Source organism: Terriglobales bacterium, assembly GCA_035764005.1.
Lineage (GTDB): Bacteria > Acidobacteriota > Terriglobia > Terriglobales > Acidobacteriaceae > Gp1-AA112.
In genome coordinates this window covers 56,509-71,868 of the sequence record DASTZZ010000033.1, presented here as the reverse complement: position 1 = coordinate 71,868, position 15,360 = coordinate 56,509, and the positions used below count along the sequence as shown (strand labels likewise).

The window sequence follows — 15,360 nt, the reverse complement described above, 5'->3', positions numbered from 1 at the left end:
TCGCCTTCTTTGCTGCCGATAGGGGCTCCCCAAAGTTCTTCGATGCGGCGGAGAGCATCGTTGTAATTCTCTTCATTCTTGATCGGTTTTATGTCCATATTTCACCGTCTTGACGTCAATTGTAGTGATTGATGCTTCTAGATCGTCGCGTGCTCCAGGCCCAGCGTGGATCACCCAGCATCGCTCACTCCCGAATACGGCGCCGGCAGTCCCAGTGCGCGGCGATGTTCGCGCATGGCGAACTGCTGGTGTGTTTGGATTTCCAAATCGGAACGGGGACAGGCGGTGCAGAGGAGAATGAATCCGGCTGTTCGATCTTCAGGGAAATAGGCTACTGCATCGCTTGCGTCGAAGTCGCCGGGGTTGAGCAGGCGCCCTGCGCAGGTGAGGCAGCGGCCCTGATGGCAGATCGACGGTAGTTCAATTCCTGCGTCGTGGGCTGCGTCCCAAATGTGCTGATCTTCTGCGACATCGAGTTCCCGTATTGAGCCGTCGCGCAGATGGAGCTTGATGTGGTGCGTGCGGGCTGGGCTCATGTAGCGAAGCTAGCGGCTGTGAGATGTGCAGTCAATTTGGCGACCATGCGAAACGGAACCGGCAGCGGTAGCCGGTGGGCCGGAGACGGCCGCGTGGCCAGCTCCGGATCCGACGAATGGTTTGCAGCCCGAGAAGGCGCAGCCGCAAAACACGCGACTGCGCCACCCCTTAGTACCCCAGCAATCGCAACAGCGGCGATTGCCAGGGACCCTGCCTGCCGGCGCCGGTTCTGTCAACGCGGATTGGCCGAAGCGTCTCCGTTCGCTGCGGGATTTTTCGCGCTTGGATTTTGCGAGTTGTTTGCCGGATTGTTCTGGTTCGTCTGCGGGTTCGAGCTGTTGCTCGCCGGATTGCCACCGAGCGTGCTTGAGTTCGGGTTGCTCGATTCCGTGCCATGTCCGCTCACGGTAACGCGGTCTTTCACGCGACGATTGCCGGCGAACGAACTTGCTATGCGGTGCGCGGTTTGTTTTTCCTTGCCGGTTTGTACCGCGCCGCCTAGCTCGATGGTGTTGTCGGTTACGTTCACGCTGAGTGAATCGTTGTGCAGCGTGGGTTCGTTCTGCAGCGCGTTTTGTATTTGGCTCTGCAGCGTTGCGCTGTCGTTAATGCCGACGCCGGTCGTCGCCATGCTGGTCGCTGCAGGAGCGCCTGCGTTTGCGCCGATTGCGCTGGGCTGGGTTGACTGCGTGGGCGTGGTGGACTGAGCGGTGCTCGGGGCTGGGGCAGTTGCTGTGCCGGCTACGCCGCCTGTAGTGCTGGGCGTGCTGGTTGCCGACGGTGCGCCCGTGGAGGTTTGCCCAGCCATATTGGCTTCGCCGGAGGCGTTGCTCTGCGGCAGGCTTGAAGCGTTCTCGCCAGTCGCTGCGCTGCTCGAGGCTTGCGTGCTTGCGTTTGGAGCGGTGGTTTGTATGCCAGGCGTTCCTGTAGCTGATGCAGCCGGGTTTGTAGTGCTTGTTGAAGCCTGAGATGTAGCGGGCGTCTGGCTCGCGCTCTGCGGATTGGCTGTACTTTGCGAAGCCATTGCGCCCGAACTTGTGGTCGAACCCGTTACGGACGAAGCCTGGCTGTTCGGATTTGTGCTGGTCGCGCTAGTCTCGCCGTTGGTCGGGTTGGTTGCGCCTGGCATCGACATGCTCTGAGTTCGAGGAGACGACACAGATCCGCCGGTGCTGACGTCCTGCTGGTTGTTGTTCTTGCTGGCCGAGGCTCCCGTGCTGGGATTCACTGTGAGCTGATCCTTGACGTGCTTCACGCCGGAGATTGATTTCGCCACATCTTTCGCGCGCTTCTCGTCGGCCTTAGAGGCGACAGTTCCGGTGATGAGTGCGGTACCGTTCGTGACCGATGCCTGTACGTTCACGAATGCCGGATCCTGGCTGAATTTGCTCTGAAGCTGCTGGGTGAGACTGGCGTCCTGGCTACCCGATTCGGACGACACTGCCGAAGAACTGTTCGCGTTTTGCGTAGTCGCTGCCGTCGACGAGTTCTGTGAATTTGTATCCTGCGCGATCGCGAATGGCACGAGCACTGCCGCCAGCGCGAATACAAGAATTAAGTTCATTTTTTTCATGGAATCTCTCCTGCTCCGTGTTCCTGCACACCTCTACCTGTAGGGTGATGCGCAAGGAGCAGAACTGGTTGGGTGGAAAAGAGGCAATCGGCAATCGGCACTCGGCATTCGGCCAACAGCCGGGCATGAGCCATTGAATACGGAGGTCACGGAGGACACAGAGGTGGGTCCGGTTCTGTTGTTCTGACTTCGTGACCTTCGTGTCCTCCGTGTTCAACCGCTTTTGATTTTGAACTCTGCGAGCAATGGAAGGTGGTCAGAGGCGACCAGCGACAGGCGCGTTCGCACGAGTTCAAAACGGGCCAGTTCCAACTTCTCGTCGTAATAAATGTGATCGAGTTCCAGAACGGGCAGAGGGCCGGGGAAGCTGCCGCGCTTGCGTTGATGCTGGCGCAAATGGATCTTGCGAAACTGCTTCACCATCAGCTCGGATGTGAGGCCGCGCGTCCATTCATTGAAATCTCCGAGGATAACGCGCGGTCCCGTGTGAGCCGCGTGATTGAGCATGCGATCGCTCAGCAGTAAAGGACCCTGCGCGCGACGTTCCAGGTAGCTGGTACCGAGATGAACATTGAAGACGTGCAGCAAGGCGCCGCTGGCGAGACGAAGATCTGTGCGCAGGCATCCGCGTGGCTCGCGATGCTTCCAGGTGATGTTGTAATTCTCGCTCCGAGCGACCGGAAGATGCGTCAGCGTCGCGTTGCCATAATCCGCGCCGCGCAGATCGCGATTGCGTCCGAAGACGAGCTTGTATTGATGTCCGAGCGCGTCGCAAAGCTCGCGCGCTTGATTCGATCGTCCAATGGGAGAGCCGTCCACAACTTCCTGCAGTGCGATGCAGTCGGCATCAAGCGCCGCAAGCACGCGCGCGATGCGCTCGGGCGAGACGCGGCGATCCCAGCCTCGGCATTTATGAATGTTGTAGGTGACCAGGCGGATCGTGCTCGCCATTATTGCTGCCGCTGAAAGAACCAGCCTACGCTCTCAAAGACTCGTTCCCAAAGTGGGCGTCGTTTCCAATCCTGATACGTCACCCTGCGACTCTGAGTAAGATCGTTTTCGAAATCGGATGTGAGCCGGGCAGCCAGGCCCGGATCGCGCGCGGCAAGATTCACTTCGTCGTTGATGCCGAACGAGCGATTGTCGAAATTGGTTGACCCGACTACTGCCCAGAGTCCATCGACGATCATGATCTTGGCGTGAATCATCGTCGGGGTGTATTCGAATATGTTTGCTCCGGCTTGCAGCAGATCGCCATAGAGGGCGCGGCTGGAATTGCGTGTCATGGCGTGATCGCTTTTGCGGCCCGGAGCGATGATCTTGATGTCCACTTTGCGATCTTTGATGGCGCGTAGCATCTCCCCGCGAATGGAGCTGTCGGGCAGAAAATATGGTGTGGTGATGTAAATGGATTTCTTTGCCGACCGAATCAGCGCCTGATAGAGAATGTGGGCGCGCGTTGACCCGCCGAACGACGGAGTGCTATCGATCACCAGCGCGCGAGCATTTCCATTTTGTGGCGGGACAGGAAAGTATTCTGCTCCCGCGAGAATCTCTCCAGAAGAATTAAGCCAGTTTTCGAGGAACACGCTCTGCAGACCTTCGACGGCTTCGCCGTGCACACGGCAGACGGTATCGCGCCATGGCGGCAGTTTCTTTTGGGGAAACAGCCATTGATCGTCGATACCAGCCCCCCCGATGAATCCCACTTCGCCATCGACGATCAGCATCTCGCGATGCGTGCGGTTATTCACGCGCGTCCAGTTGTTCCAGCGCAGGGGGTGATACCACTCCATCTTGCCGCCGGCGTCGGTGAGTTCCTTGAAATATCCCTTGGGAGTGCTGAAGCTGCCGAGTGCATCGACCACCACGCGCACCTGCACGCCTGAGCGCGCGCGCTCGGTGAGAGCGTCGAGAAACTGCTGAGCTACTCGCCCACGATGAAATATGTACGCTTCCAGATTGATGTTGCTCCTGGCGGAATGAATGGCTTCGAGCTCCGCCTTGTAAAAATTGTCGCCATTCGCGAGCACGTCGATCGGCCCGGCGTGCTGCAGCTTGGTGTCAGTGATGGCCTCGAGCTGGCGGGCAAATTCGTCGGAATCGACGGATCCGTCGGGAGTTTGACCCAGATGATATTTCGGCGCCGGCTGAAGTAAGACAATCAGCGCCCATGCAATCGCAACGATGAGAACAACGACTCCGAGTGTGCTCATGTGGTGATGTCGATGAAAGCCCCGGCGTCCTCTGTGCACTTTGAAGCTGCGCGGATGCGGAGTAGCTGGATTGGCCGCCGGCAGTGACATGCGTGGTTTGATGCCGTCCAGAGTAGGGACGTACGCCACGGGCTCATTTCGCTGGACCAGTGAAAAACATTGAACACGGAGGACACGGAGGTAACAGAGGAGCTTCACGACTCACTTCCGAGGGCCCGATGGTCTATCGATGAGCAAGAATCCAGGACTTTGAACGAATTCGTGCCCGTATCGATTGGCTCCGGCCAACTCTGCAACGTGCTCACAGTTTCTCGAAGTTGATTTTCCTCTGCGTCCTCCGTGTCCTCTGTGTTTAATCTTTTTTCCCTCTTTTCTGCATCAGCTCATTTCTCCACGATGAGATTTTCGTTTTTTCGCTACACTGTCGAGCAGAACACATGGGAGATGCTGCCAGATGCGAGTAGCCGTTTTACGTGAAACGCTGCCGGGAGAAGCCCGTGTAGCCCTGGTTCCGGAGTCGGTGAAGAAACTGGCTGCGGCCAAAAACGAGGTATGGATCGAGGCTGGAGCGGGAGAAGCTGCAGGAATCAACGATCGCGATTACGAAGCTGCCGGCGCGAAGGTCACGACCGATCGCACGCAGTTGCTTCCTGCTGCAGACGTGCTGGTGTGCGTGCAGCGTCCGAGTCCTTCGTATATGGCCGCGATGCGACCGGGATCGGTCGTGCTTGGATTTCTGCGTCCCCTGGACGAACCCACCGCGCTCGAACCCGCAATTGGATTGAAGCTCACGACCTTCGCGGTTGAGTTGATTCCCCGCATTACGCGCGCACAGGCCATGGACGCGCTCTCTTCTATGGCCACGATTCTCGGATACAAGGCGGTGTTGATTGCCGCTACTCAGCTTCCGCGCATGTTCCCGATGCTGATGACGGCGGCCGGCACCATCGTGCCGGCAAAGGTTCTCGTGCTCGGCGCTGGAGTCGCTGGACTGCAGGCAATCGCAACCGCGAAGCGTCTTGGTGCGATCGTCGAAGCATACGATGTGCGCGCTGCTGCAGGCGAGCAGGTGAAATCACTGGGCGGTACCTTTCTCGAAGTCGATCTTGGTGGAATTGCGACCGAAGATGCCGGCGGTTACGCGAAGGAACTCACTCCAGAAGCGCTGCAGCGCGGACGCGATCTGATTGCCAAGCACGCCCGCAATGCCGACGTAATCATCACCACTGCCGCTGTTCCCGGAAGACGCGCTCCCCTGATGATGAACGATGAAGCCGTGCTGGCGATGAAGCGCGGCTCGGTGATCGTCGATCTTGCAGCGCCGACTGGAGGCAACGTCACGTTAAGCCGGCCGGATGAGACCGTAGTCACGGAAAACGGAGTCACGATTCTCGCTCCGCTGAATCTGGCAGCGACAGTTCCCTTCCACGCCAGTCAATTGTTTTCGCGCAACATGGCTGCGTTTCTGCAATTGCTCAGCAAAGACGGCCAGCTAAACATCAACATGAGCGACGACGTGGTTGGACCTTCGTGCGTGACGCACCAGGGACAGGTAGTGAATTCGCGTGTGGCGTCGTTGTTGGGTGAGCCGGTCGGTCGATAAGCAATCTTACGAGCTCTGCAGGTGCGCGGCTTGTCACGCGATGCGAAACTTGGATTCGTTACAAGTTGGTTTGCAGCATATCGTGCAGCAAGTCTGACGGGGCGCGAGCGCTCAAGCGCCGCTGCGGATCTGCGCGAGGTGAAATACGATCGTGCCCCAGAAGGCGCGCAGGCGCATCTGCACCGCCATGCGCTTTTGATCGTCGGAGTACCAGATCCACACTTTACCTTTTCCTTTTTGCGGCCCGTTGAGGGCCTCTGCGCTGACGCGAATCGTGCTGTAGGAGCCTGACGGAGTCTTTACTTTCTCTCGGCCTTCGACGGTCACTTCGATGTCGGCAGCTTTGCCTCCGTCGCTGCTGGGGAATCTGAATTTTGTTCCTTGCTGCAGCGGCTGCGAGCCTACATACAGCGCGGCGGAAACGGTGTTGGTGACGCACGGCGGGATGTCGTTTTCTTCGTGCTTCTGATTTTTGGCGCGGATATTGCGCTCGTCAAGGATGGCCTTCGCCGCATGGTAGTCGTAGCGCACGCTGGTCTCCACCCGGCGAAAGCCTTCCTCGGTGTGCTTGATCAGTTGCAGCGCGCAGTTGGACTGCGGATTGAAGAACGTTTCCAGCTTGTCGTGGACGTGATACAGAAGCGCGACCGCTCCGGTTGAGTCGGCCGTCACCACGACGTGGCGCTCTCCATTCACCGTATCGAAATGGACCACTGTGGTTCCCGCCGTCAGCAGACGCCAATCGACACCATAGGTGAATGTTTGTCCTTCAGGATAGCGATAGTCCGCGATTGGCGGATTCACTTTGGAGTCGACGACTGGAGCGGGATCGGGAGCCGAGCTGCTCGGCGACGGCTTGGCCGATTGCGGTGCCTGCCATGCCAGGGCGAGAGCTGAGATCAGGAACAGAGTTCCGGTGATGAATTGCAGCGAGCCGCGCCGCAGAAGCGCCTCTGTGCCAGACTGGAATTTTCCTCTCAGGCGTTTCTCACCATCAGCATTTTCACAGCGATGGCCAGCATGATCAGTGCGGCTCCTATCAGAGCATTGTACTCGCGATGTTTCAGATAGAGCTCTCGCGAAAACTGGGATGTAACGCTTTCTCCCGACCAGCGAGGCAGAATGCGCGGGACGCGCCGGGCATAGAGTTCAAAATCGGGAAACTTCGAACGCAGGAAGGCTTCTTCGCTGCGGATTACCGGTACGTAGATAGCAACAAAGAAGACGAGCAGCACTAGCCATATCCATGCCGAGCGAGCAGCGATCGCAAATCCAACGGCAATCAAGATCGAGCCGAGGTAGAGAGGATTGCGCGTATAGCTGTACGGACCTGAGATTGCCAGAGCCTCGTTCTTTTTGAGCTGACCTGAGGCGACAGCGCGCACGGCCAGTCCGGCAGTCACGACAATGCATCCGACCACAATCGTGAGAATGCTCGGATGCGCCAGCCACAGATAAATCACCGCGAACGCAAAGCCGAGCGGCACACGAATGCGGCGGGCGACGCGCTGCCATCCCCGTTGTGAGCTCATGTCGTGACTCCCAGCAGGCTGAGCGCCGCTTCCATCACCTGTTCGACCGTGATGTTCAGCAGCCCCGCCTCGGGCTCACGATGTCGGGAGTGGTCGCGTTTACTCTGCGGACTACGCAGCACTTTGTATCTTCCGCCATAAGGACCATTGCGGGCCGGATCAGTGGGACCAAAGATGGCCACGACTGGAATTCCCAACGCCGAAGCCAGGTGTACCGGTCCCGTATCCCCACCGAGGGAAAGCGCCGCTCTTCGGGTGAGCGCGATCAACTGAGGAATCGAACACTCCACAGTGCGCGCGAGCGACTCGTCTCCACCGGATACCGCTTTGGCGAGGTCCAATTCGCCCGGCCCTGCGTTGACCAGCGACTGGACCCCGTGCTTCCCCAGCATGCGCACGAGCGCCGAGTAACGCTCAGCAGGCCAGCACTTGGCTCCCCACCCTGCTCCAGGGTTGATGAGTGCGAACCGAGGCGATAGATCGGCGAGCAGCCGATCGGTCCAGCCTTCCGCTTCGGACGAAATTGGAAATGGCGGCGGCTCGGGAGGGATGGTTATGCCCACTGCCGCTGAGACGATCTCGGCAGCCTGATCGACCACGTGCCTGGCCGGCGTGTGAGCCTTCACGTTATAGAACCAGCGCGCGGGAAGCTCGCGCGGGTCGGCTGCTCCTGCAATCACTTTTGCGCCCGTAGCTCGCGCCACCAGAGCGGAGCGGATCGCTCCTTGCAAGTCGATCACATGATCGTAGTGAATCATTCGCAGCGACGATCGCAGCTCCCGCAGTTCGGAAACCGTTGAAGAAGAAAGCGGCGATTTTCGCCAGCGTCGCATGTGGACTTTATGTACGACGTTGGCCAGCGGTTGCTCCGGCGAGAGCGCCGAAGGAGTTGTCTGCAGAGAGGTCATCAGCGGCGCCCAACGCTCTTCGATGGCCCAGTCGATTTCCAGATCGGGAAACGCGCGGCGCAGTCCAGCGACCGCCGGCATGGCATGAATAATGTCGCCCATTGCGCTGAGGCGAACAATGAGGACTCTCATTGGCAAAGAGCCCCGACGAAGAAGTGCACCCGGCATTGTCTCACGACAGCGACTGAGCTTATGTCGCCATGAACTCGGAGCTGAACGAGATGAATGCCGCCTGAACCGACCCGCTAGACCTTACGGCCCGTCTTGCGGTCGTCGGCGATCACGCCGTCGCGGATGTAGATTACGCGATGCGCGTACTCGGCTATGTCGTGCTCATGGGTGACCAGAACGATCGTGTTGCCCTGCGAGTGCAGGTGATCGAAAAGAGCCATGATCTCGTTTCCAGTTTGGGAATCGAGGTTTCCCGTGGGCTCGTCGGCAAGGATGATGGAAGGATTGTTCACCAGCGCGCGTGCGATCGCGACTCTCTGGCGCTGACCTCCGGAGAGCTCGTTGGGCTTGTGCATCATCCGCGATTCAAGATCGACTTTGCGCAGCGCTTCCTTCGCGCGGCGAATCCGCTCTTCCGAATGCGTTCCGTTGTAGATCAGCGGCAGCTCGACGTTGTGCAGCGCCGTCGCGCGAGCCAGCAAGTTGAAGGTCTGGAAGACGAATCCGATTTCTTTATTCCTGATTCGGGCAAGCTCGTCGTCGTCGAGCTCGCTGACGAGGTGTCCGTTCAGCCAGTATTGCCCTTTGCTGGGACTATCGAGACAGCCGATCAGATTCATCAGCGTCGATTTCCCGGAACCGGAAGGACCCATGATGGCGACGTATTCGTTGCGCTTGATGTCGATGTTGACCCCGCGCAACGCGTGGACCTGCTGTTCAGAACCCATGTCGTAGGTCTTCCACAGATCGTCTACTTTGATGATGGTGGAGGTTGCAGGCCGAGTGCTAATCGGTTCCATCGTCGTCAGTTCTGCCATTTGCGTCGCCATTCCGGTCTCCTGCATGTCAGTTACGGGAAGACCAAAAACCTGGTTCCCCAATATTGGACGAAAACACCCCTGTCAGGCTATAGACGTTTCAAATTGGGGACAGTTACTAGAAACATCCTCTGCGACCTTAACACTCGAACTTTGGTGCGTTCGTAAGGCTTACGTATTCGTAAGGCTTACTCAAGGAACACTGTCATCCCTCGCTCCGCCGCCACGACTTGTCCGTTTAGAAAATTGTGGTTCTGCGGAGCGGGGGATCTGTTGTTCGCCTCAAGTCAAACAGCAGGTCCCCCGCGCAGCAAAGACTAATTCTCGAAGTCCTCACCAAGTTCGCGGCTGCGCGAGGGATGACAGTCCTCAATTAAATAGACACCGCCGAAGGGGTACCATGTTCTCTCCGACACAGCCGTTGCCTAGGAGTTGTCGTCCTTCTTCGCGACCGTGTTATCGACTTTGACCTTGGCGCCGACTTTCAGCGTGCGCAAGATCTTGTAGCTGCCGGTCACGATCTCCTGACCATCGCTGAGTCCCTTCGTGACTTCAACATCCGTCGCGCCTTGGATCCCGGTCTCCACAGGCTTGAAATCGACTTTCTTCGTGCTCTTGTCGACCACGAAGACGCCCTGAACTTCCTTCTTGCTCTTAGAGTCCGGAGCGGCCGATGGCGAGGCTTGTGCTGGCGCTTTCTTCTTTGTCAGAGCTGCGCGCTGCGCATCCAATTCACCCTGCGTGCGGACGGTCAAAGCCTGAATCGGGATTGCCATCACGTTGCTCTTGCTCGCTGTCGTGATCTTGGCTGTAGTCGAGAAGCCTGGACGCAGGTTCGCCGGCGGATTATCCAGCGTGATTACGACCTTGAAATCCTTCGCTTCCTGCGTGCCTGCCGTGGTTTGCGAAGTAGCTACACCAGAAGATCGCACCAACGCCTGGTCGCCGATCTCTGTGACATGACCTTTGAAAGTCTCATCCGGCATTGCATCGATGGTCACGTCAGCGGGCTGGCCTAACTTGACGTTCACGATGTCAGTCTCGTCCACCCGCACTTCGGCGGTCACTACCGACATGTCCGCAAGCGTCATAAGCGTGCTGCCGGGAGAATTTTGAATGCCGACCACGACGGTTTCCCCTTCGCGCACGGGAAGATTCGTCACTATCCCATCGAACGGAGCAATGTACTCGGTCTTGCCAAGAATATCTGTGAGCTTGTGCAGGGTGGCGTTGGCTTGCGTCACGCGACCGGAACTCGAAGCCTTCTGCGCCTTCATCTGCGCTAGCTTGGCTTCCGATTCCTTCAGAGTTGCAGCGGAAACGTCGTAGGCAGCCTTCTTGGCGTCGAAGTCAGACTTCGCGATAAGCTGGCTCTGGTAGAGCTGCTTGGCGCGGTTGAAGTCCAGCGTCTTCTGCTCAAGGTCAGCTTTGTCGCGGGCGATGTCGGCGATGCCGGTCTCGATAGCAGCATTCGAGGCGTCCAAATCCATCTGCGCCGTCTCGATGTTGGCGCGCTGCGCGTTTACATCGGCAGCACTCTGCACGTTTTCGAGCTGCGCCAGTTTCTGGCCCTTCTTAACCGTGTCGCCTTCTTTCACGTAGAGCTTGGTGATCTTGCCAAAGCCCTGTGCACCGATGTTGACGTATGTCTTGGCCTTGATCTCGCCCGAGCCGGTCACCACGCTGGAGAGGTCCTCATGCGTGACTTTGGAGGTAGTCACGCTGGGCACATTGCTCTGGCTGCTGCGGACGCTGAGCGCTACCAGTCCTGCGAGCACAACCAACGCCACAATCGCGATGACGATCTTCTTGGTGTTGCTGCGAGGCTTGCGCTCCGGAGCAGGGCTGTGAGTTGATCCCACCGTCGAGCGGGTGTCTGTAAGTGGTAGGTCAATCGTGCGGGTTTCGGCCATGCATCCTCCAGGCAGTGTTACGCCAACTCGGGACAAAAAGTTTCTTGGGCAGTCGAGGAAGGAATCCTTCGGCTGAAACAGGCGAGGGGGAACTCAACTTGCCGGGAATCCTCATTATAGCGTGAGTTATAGCAGAATTTTGGCGAAAACTTGCGTCCGGGGACCCCTTGCATTTCGTACCAATTAACGCAACTTTGCTTGCTCCGGCCCAGAGAAGTGCCTAAAATAATGGTGCTCATCGTGTGTTCCTCAGGAGTAGTCCGTACCATGTCTTCCTCACTTCTTCGTCGCTTCTCGTCTGCTGTTCTCTTTTCAACGCTGATGGCGGTTCCGGTCCTGATGACGGCGCAGACATCTGCAGATGTCTCCACGGACAAATCGTCGGCCACACCAAAGGCTGACGCCAAAGCCGGCTCGCAGGATCCCAACTCTCCCGATGTCGACAAGCGCAATCGGCCTCTCACGGACAAAGAAAAGAAAGAGCGCGAAAAGGCGTTCAAGAAAGAAGTTGGCGCAGTCTATAAGAAGTGGCTGGACGAAGATGTTCGCTACATCATCACCGACGAAGAGAAAGCTGCATTCAAGCAGTTATCGAACGATGAAGAGCGCGACAACTTCATCGAGGCTTTCTGGGCGCGCCGCGATCCTACGCCTGACACCGTCGAAAACGAATTCAAAGAAGAGCACTACGCGCGCATAGCCTACGCGAACGAGCATTTCGCTGCCGGCATTCCCGGATGGAAGACCGATCGCGGCCGCATTTACATCATGTACGGCAAGCCGGACGAGATCGATTCGCATCCGAGCGGCGGCACCTATGAGCGTCCGATGGAAGAAGGCGGCGGCGAGACCTCAACCTATCCTTTCGAGGATTGGCGGTATCGCTATCTTGAGGGCATCGGACAGGAAGTGATTATCGAGTTCGTCGATACGTGCATGTGCGGCGACTATCACATGACGATCGATCGCTCGGAAAAAGACGCGCTGAAGTACGTTCCCGGAGCGGGACTCACGCTGTACGAGCAGATGGGACTCGCCAACAAAGCGGATCGTTTCACCGGCGGCTTGGAGCAATTGGGCGCCGGTCCGTTCAATCAGGATTTGCAGAGCAAGCAGTTCGATCGCCTCGAGCAGTTCGCGAAGTTGAACCGTCCGCCGGCGGTTAAGTTCAAGGACCTCGAAGAAGTTGTTACCTCGAAAGTCCGTTACAACCTGCTTCCATTCGAGGTGCGCGCTGACTTCGTGCGCGTGACCGGCGACACTGTGCTGGTTCCGATCATGCTGCAGGTGAAAAAGAAGAACGTCACGTATCTCAATAAGGACGGCATTGAGCGAGGCACGATAAATGTTTTCGGTCGCGTCACGACGCTCACTGGGCGCATTGCACAGACCTTCGAAGACACCCTTCAGGACGACCAACCGCCAGAGCTGCTGCCGAAGGTGCTTGAGAGCTCAGATGTGTACTCGAAAGCGATCCCGTTGCGTCCTGGTCGTTATCGCTTCGACATCGTCGTGAAGGACGTGAATGGCGATCGCATGGGCACCTGGTCTCGCGGCATCGTTGTTCCCGACATGAGCGACGACAAGGGTCTCACTTCTTCAACGCTCATCCTTGCTGACGTAATGGAGAAGGTTCCGTCGAAGCAGGTGGGTACGGGAGAGTTCGTGATCGGTTCCACCAAGGTTCGTCCGCGCATGGATGGCGCCGATGGTACTCCGGCGAAGTTCAAGCGGGATCAGAAGCTCAATTTCTGGATGCAGGTATACAATCTCGGGATCAACGATCAGAGCAAGAAGTCGTCGGCGCAGTTTGAGTACGACATCGTCAACACGACGACCAGGAAACCTGTGCTGCATGCTGTAGAAACAACCGATCAGATCGGCAACACCGGAGACCAGGTGACACTCGAGAAGAGCATGTCCCTGGCGAGTCTCGAACCGGGAACGTACGAGCTGACGGTAAAGGTGAACGACAATATCTCCAAGCAGTCGATTGCCCCCACTGCAAAGTTCCTCGTCCAGTAGGAACTCGAAGTCCGGGCTGCCGGACGGCAATCGGCAGAGAAGTTCTCAGTTTGCCCGTTTGGGCATGCGCGAACTTCGATCAGGGGTGGAAGAATGGCAAACCGGCTCCCGTGGTTGGTTGTGCTGTTAGGCGCAGCGCTACCGGTGTGCGCTGCCGGCCCTGGCTCCATCACCGGCACCGTGAAGAGTGCCGAAGGCATTCCCCAAATGGGAGCGCTGGTCGAGATCTTCGCCGCCGGCGCGCTGCAGCCTTCGATTGCCTTCACCAGCCAGGCCGGTACGTATCAGGCTGCTAATCTCGCGCCAGGCAGCTATCGCGTGAAGGTCACCGCCGCCTCGTTCCTTCCTTCCCTGGTGGAAAACGTGATTGTCCGCTCCGGCGGTCGCGCGGTCATCAATGTGACTCTCAGCACGCTGGCCGAAGCGCTTCGCCTGATTCCTGCTCGCCAAACATCTCCTCTCGACCAGGACGATTGGAAATGGATTCTGCGCTCCGCGGCACAGCGTCCAATCCTGCGCTTCGACGACCAGCAGGGATTCGTTCTCGCCACCTCGGCGACCGAGACTCACGACCCGCACGCAGTCACTGGACGGGTGGCCTTCGTGGCCGGCTCACAAGCCGATGGCTTCGGCAGCGCTCCTGATTACGGAACGAGCTTCAACGTGCAGCAGCCGCTGTTCGCGTCCGACAGCATCTCGTTCACTGGTCGCGTAGGCGACGGGAACGGCCAGCCCGCAGGCGTGATTCGCACCACTTACAAGCACGAGTTCGCAAACGGCGACACACCTACTTTTGCCGTCACTCTGCGGCGCACTGCTCCCTCCGGCACCTCGATTACGAACGCGCTGAATTCTGTAGCGTTCACCTTCTCGAACACCACGCGAGTGGCCGATCTGATCGATTTGAGCTATGGCAGCGAAGTGCAGGATGTTCAGTTCATCCGGCACATCAGCGGCATGCGTCCGTTCGCCACCGCCGGACTGCATCTTGGCAAAGACACACTAGTGGAATATCGCTACGCGACGGCAGAGCCCTCCAGCCCATTCGATCGCGCGCTCGATAACGGCGACGGCTCTTCAGTTCCCGTTCCCAGAATTTCCGTGGTGGCCTTTGCTCCGGCGTTGGAGCGCGATCGCCATCAGGAAGTGGCGGTCTCACGCAAGCACGGCGACACCAAGTTCCAGGCGGCCGTCTTCTTCGATCGCGTCTCGAACATCGCGCTAACCGGCTCGGGCGACGTTTCGTCGATTGCCTCCGACGTAATTCCCGATGTCTCGTCAGATACCTTTACGCTCAATGGGGGCAATCTCGAGACCCACGGCATTCGAGTAGTGGCCGAGCACAGCTTCTCTCCGGAGCTGACCGCGCTGCTCGATTACGCTTATGGCGGCGCCGTCACAGCTCCTGACGCCTCTGCGAACGGCTCCTGGGACGATCTTCGCCATGAGCTGCGCGTCGAGGATGCCCATGCCGTTACGGCGAAGCTGAATGGCAGCGTTCCCGAAACAGGAACACGCTGGTCGGCGTCGTACAAGTGGACGAGCACCAGCGCAGTCACACCCGTCGATCTCTTTAACGCGTCGCCCGGTCAAGCCGATCCTTACTTCAGCATCGTTATCCGCCAGCCGCTTCCCGGGGGCGCCTTCTTCCCCGGCCACATTGAAGCACTCCTCGATGTACGTAACCTCCTTGCTCAAGGGTACCGTCCGTTTTTGAGTCCCGACGGTCGCACGCTGTACCTGGTGCAATCGGCCAGGGCCTTGCGCGGTGGTTTGGCGTTCACGTTCTGAACTAGAGCTGTATGGTGTGTCCGAAGAGTCGGTACGGTCCCGCGGTAGCGGACGGGTCGCCGCGCTATTCACCCATTCGCTACCCGCGAGCGGTACCGCGTGATTGCTTTTGCGCACACGTTGTGGCGGATACAGCAATACCGGAAGCGCTCTAGAAGCTATGAACTGATGGACTCAAGCAGAAACGCTGCTTCTTTTTGACATTGTCATTCCTCGCGCCGCCGCGAAAGAGTATCGGTCTCCTCGCCTTTGCTTTGCGGCGCGGGGAATCTG

At 58.2% G+C, this 15,360-nt stretch carries 12 protein-coding genes; 3 read left to right on the top strand and 9 right to left on the bottom strand.

Annotated elements, in window-relative coordinates; genetic code table 11:
* Positions 1-170: 170 nt before the first annotated feature.
* The 4 genes from VFU50_06510 to VFU50_06495 form a co-directional block, all read right to left on the bottom strand.
* Entirely contained in the window at positions 171-536 is a 366-nt protein-coding gene (locus VFU50_06510) for a 2Fe-2S iron-sulfur cluster-binding protein (protein HEU5232493.1), read from the bottom strand.
* 233 nt (positions 537-769) lie between these two features.
* Positions 770-2,110 carry a BON domain-containing protein gene (locus VFU50_06505; protein ID HEU5232492.1) on the bottom strand — a complete coding sequence of 447 codons (1,341 nt, stop codon included), beginning with the start codon at positions 2,108-2,110 and terminating at the stop codon, positions 770-772.
* Between the two features lie 213 nt (positions 2,111-2,323).
* Positions 2,324-3,061, bottom strand: a complete 738-nt coding sequence (locus VFU50_06500; protein ID HEU5232491.1) for an endonuclease/exonuclease/phosphatase family protein — start codon at positions 3,059-3,061, stop codon at positions 2,324-2,326.
* Positions 3,061-4,455 (bottom strand): phospholipase D-like domain-containing protein, encoded by a 1,395-nt coding sequence (locus VFU50_06495; GenBank protein ID HEU5232490.1) that lies wholly within the window; start codon positions 4,453-4,455, stop codon positions 3,061-3,063. Before VFU50_06495 ends, VFU50_06500 begins: the two co-directional genes overlap by 1 nt.
* 325 nt (positions 4,456-4,780) lie before the next feature.
* On the opposite strand from VFU50_06495, the gene VFU50_06490 reads away from it, so the two are divergent.
* Positions 4,781-5,929 (top strand): Re/Si-specific NAD(P)(+) transhydrogenase subunit alpha, encoded by a 1,149-nt coding sequence (locus tag VFU50_06490; GenBank protein HEU5232489.1) that lies wholly within the window; start codon positions 4,781-4,783, stop codon positions 5,927-5,929.
* 111 nt (positions 5,930-6,040) lie between these two features.
* Here VFU50_06490 and VFU50_06485 read toward each other — a convergent pair whose 3' ends face one another.
* The 5 genes from VFU50_06485 to VFU50_06465 all read right to left on the bottom strand — a co-directional run bounded on the left by VFU50_06485 (position 6,041) and on the right by VFU50_06465 (position 11,271).
* Complete coding sequence (locus VFU50_06485) at positions 6,041-6,814, bottom strand: DUF3108 domain-containing protein (GenBank protein HEU5232488.1); 774 nt, start codon at positions 6,812-6,814, stop codon at positions 6,041-6,043.
* A 92-nt stretch (positions 6,815-6,906) separates the two neighbouring features.
* Positions 6,907-7,461, bottom strand: a complete 555-nt coding sequence (locus tag VFU50_06480) for an isoprenylcysteine carboxylmethyltransferase family protein (protein ID HEU5232487.1) — start codon at positions 7,459-7,461, stop codon at positions 6,907-6,909.
* Positions 7,458-8,501 carry a lipopolysaccharide heptosyltransferase I gene (waaC, locus tag VFU50_06475; GenBank protein HEU5232486.1) on the bottom strand — a complete coding sequence of 348 codons (1,044 nt, stop codon included), beginning with the start codon at positions 8,499-8,501 and terminating at the stop codon, positions 7,458-7,460. The genes VFU50_06480 and waaC overlap by 4 nt, the downstream gene beginning before the upstream one ends.
* Positions 8,502-8,614: 113 nt before the next feature.
* Positions 8,615-9,340 (bottom strand): ABC transporter ATP-binding protein, encoded by a 726-nt coding sequence (locus tag VFU50_06470; protein ID HEU5232485.1) that lies wholly within the window; start codon positions 9,338-9,340, stop codon positions 8,615-8,617.
* A gap of 443 nt (positions 9,341-9,783) precedes the next feature.
* Positions 9,784-11,271, bottom strand: coding sequence for an efflux RND transporter periplasmic adaptor subunit (locus tag VFU50_06465; protein HEU5232484.1), 1,488 nt, complete (start codon positions 11,269-11,271; stop codon positions 9,784-9,786).
* 267 nt (positions 11,272-11,538) lie between these two features.
* Between VFU50_06465 and VFU50_06460 the strand changes: the two genes are divergently transcribed.
* Together VFU50_06460 and VFU50_06455 are read left to right on the top strand one after the other, a co-directional pair.
* Entirely contained in the window at positions 11,539-13,296 is a 1,758-nt protein-coding gene (locus tag VFU50_06460; protein ID HEU5232483.1) for a GWxTD domain-containing protein, read from the top strand.
* A gap of 93 nt (positions 13,297-13,389) precedes the next feature.
* Positions 13,390-15,087 (top strand): carboxypeptidase-like regulatory domain-containing protein, encoded by a 1,698-nt coding sequence (locus VFU50_06455; GenBank protein HEU5232482.1) that lies wholly within the window; start codon positions 13,390-13,392, stop codon positions 15,085-15,087.
* Positions 15,088-15,360: the final 273 nt, after the last annotated feature.

What these genes read in the sequence shown, in the direction of transcription:
- VFU50_06510 (HEU5232493.1), bottom strand. Translation starts at nt 536, where the DNA reads ATGAGCCCAGCCCGCACGCACCACATCAAGCTCCATCTGCGCGACGGC.
- VFU50_06505 (HEU5232492.1), bottom strand. Translation starts at nt 2,110, where the DNA reads ATGAAAAAAATGAACTTAATTCTTGTATTCGCGCTGGCGGCAGTGCTC.
- VFU50_06500 (HEU5232491.1), bottom strand. Translation starts at nt 3,061, where the DNA reads ATGGCGAGCACGATCCGCCTGGTCACCTACAACATTCATAAATGCCGA.
- VFU50_06490 (HEU5232489.1), top strand. Translation starts at nt 4,781, where the DNA reads ATGCGAGTAGCCGTTTTACGTGAAACGCTGCCGGGAGAAGCCCGTGTA.
- VFU50_06480 (HEU5232487.1), bottom strand. Translation starts at nt 7,461, where the DNA reads ATGAGCTCACAACGGGGATGGCAGCGCGTCGCCCGCCGCATTCGTGTG.
- waaC (HEU5232486.1), bottom strand. Translation starts at nt 8,501, where the DNA reads ATGAGAGTCCTCATTGTTCGCCTCAGCGCAATGGGCGACATTATTCAT.
- VFU50_06470 (HEU5232485.1), bottom strand. Translation starts at nt 9,340, where the DNA reads ATGGAACCGATTAGCACTCGGCCTGCAACCTCCACCATCATCAAAGTA.
- VFU50_06465 (HEU5232484.1), bottom strand. Translation starts at nt 11,271, where the DNA reads ATGGCCGAAACCCGCACGATTGACCTACCACTTACAGACACCCGCTCG.
- VFU50_06460 (HEU5232483.1), top strand. Translation starts at nt 11,539, where the DNA reads ATGTCTTCCTCACTTCTTCGTCGCTTCTCGTCTGCTGTTCTCTTTTCA.
- VFU50_06455 (HEU5232482.1), top strand. Translation starts at nt 13,390, where the DNA reads ATGGCAAACCGGCTCCCGTGGTTGGTTGTGCTGTTAGGCGCAGCGCTA.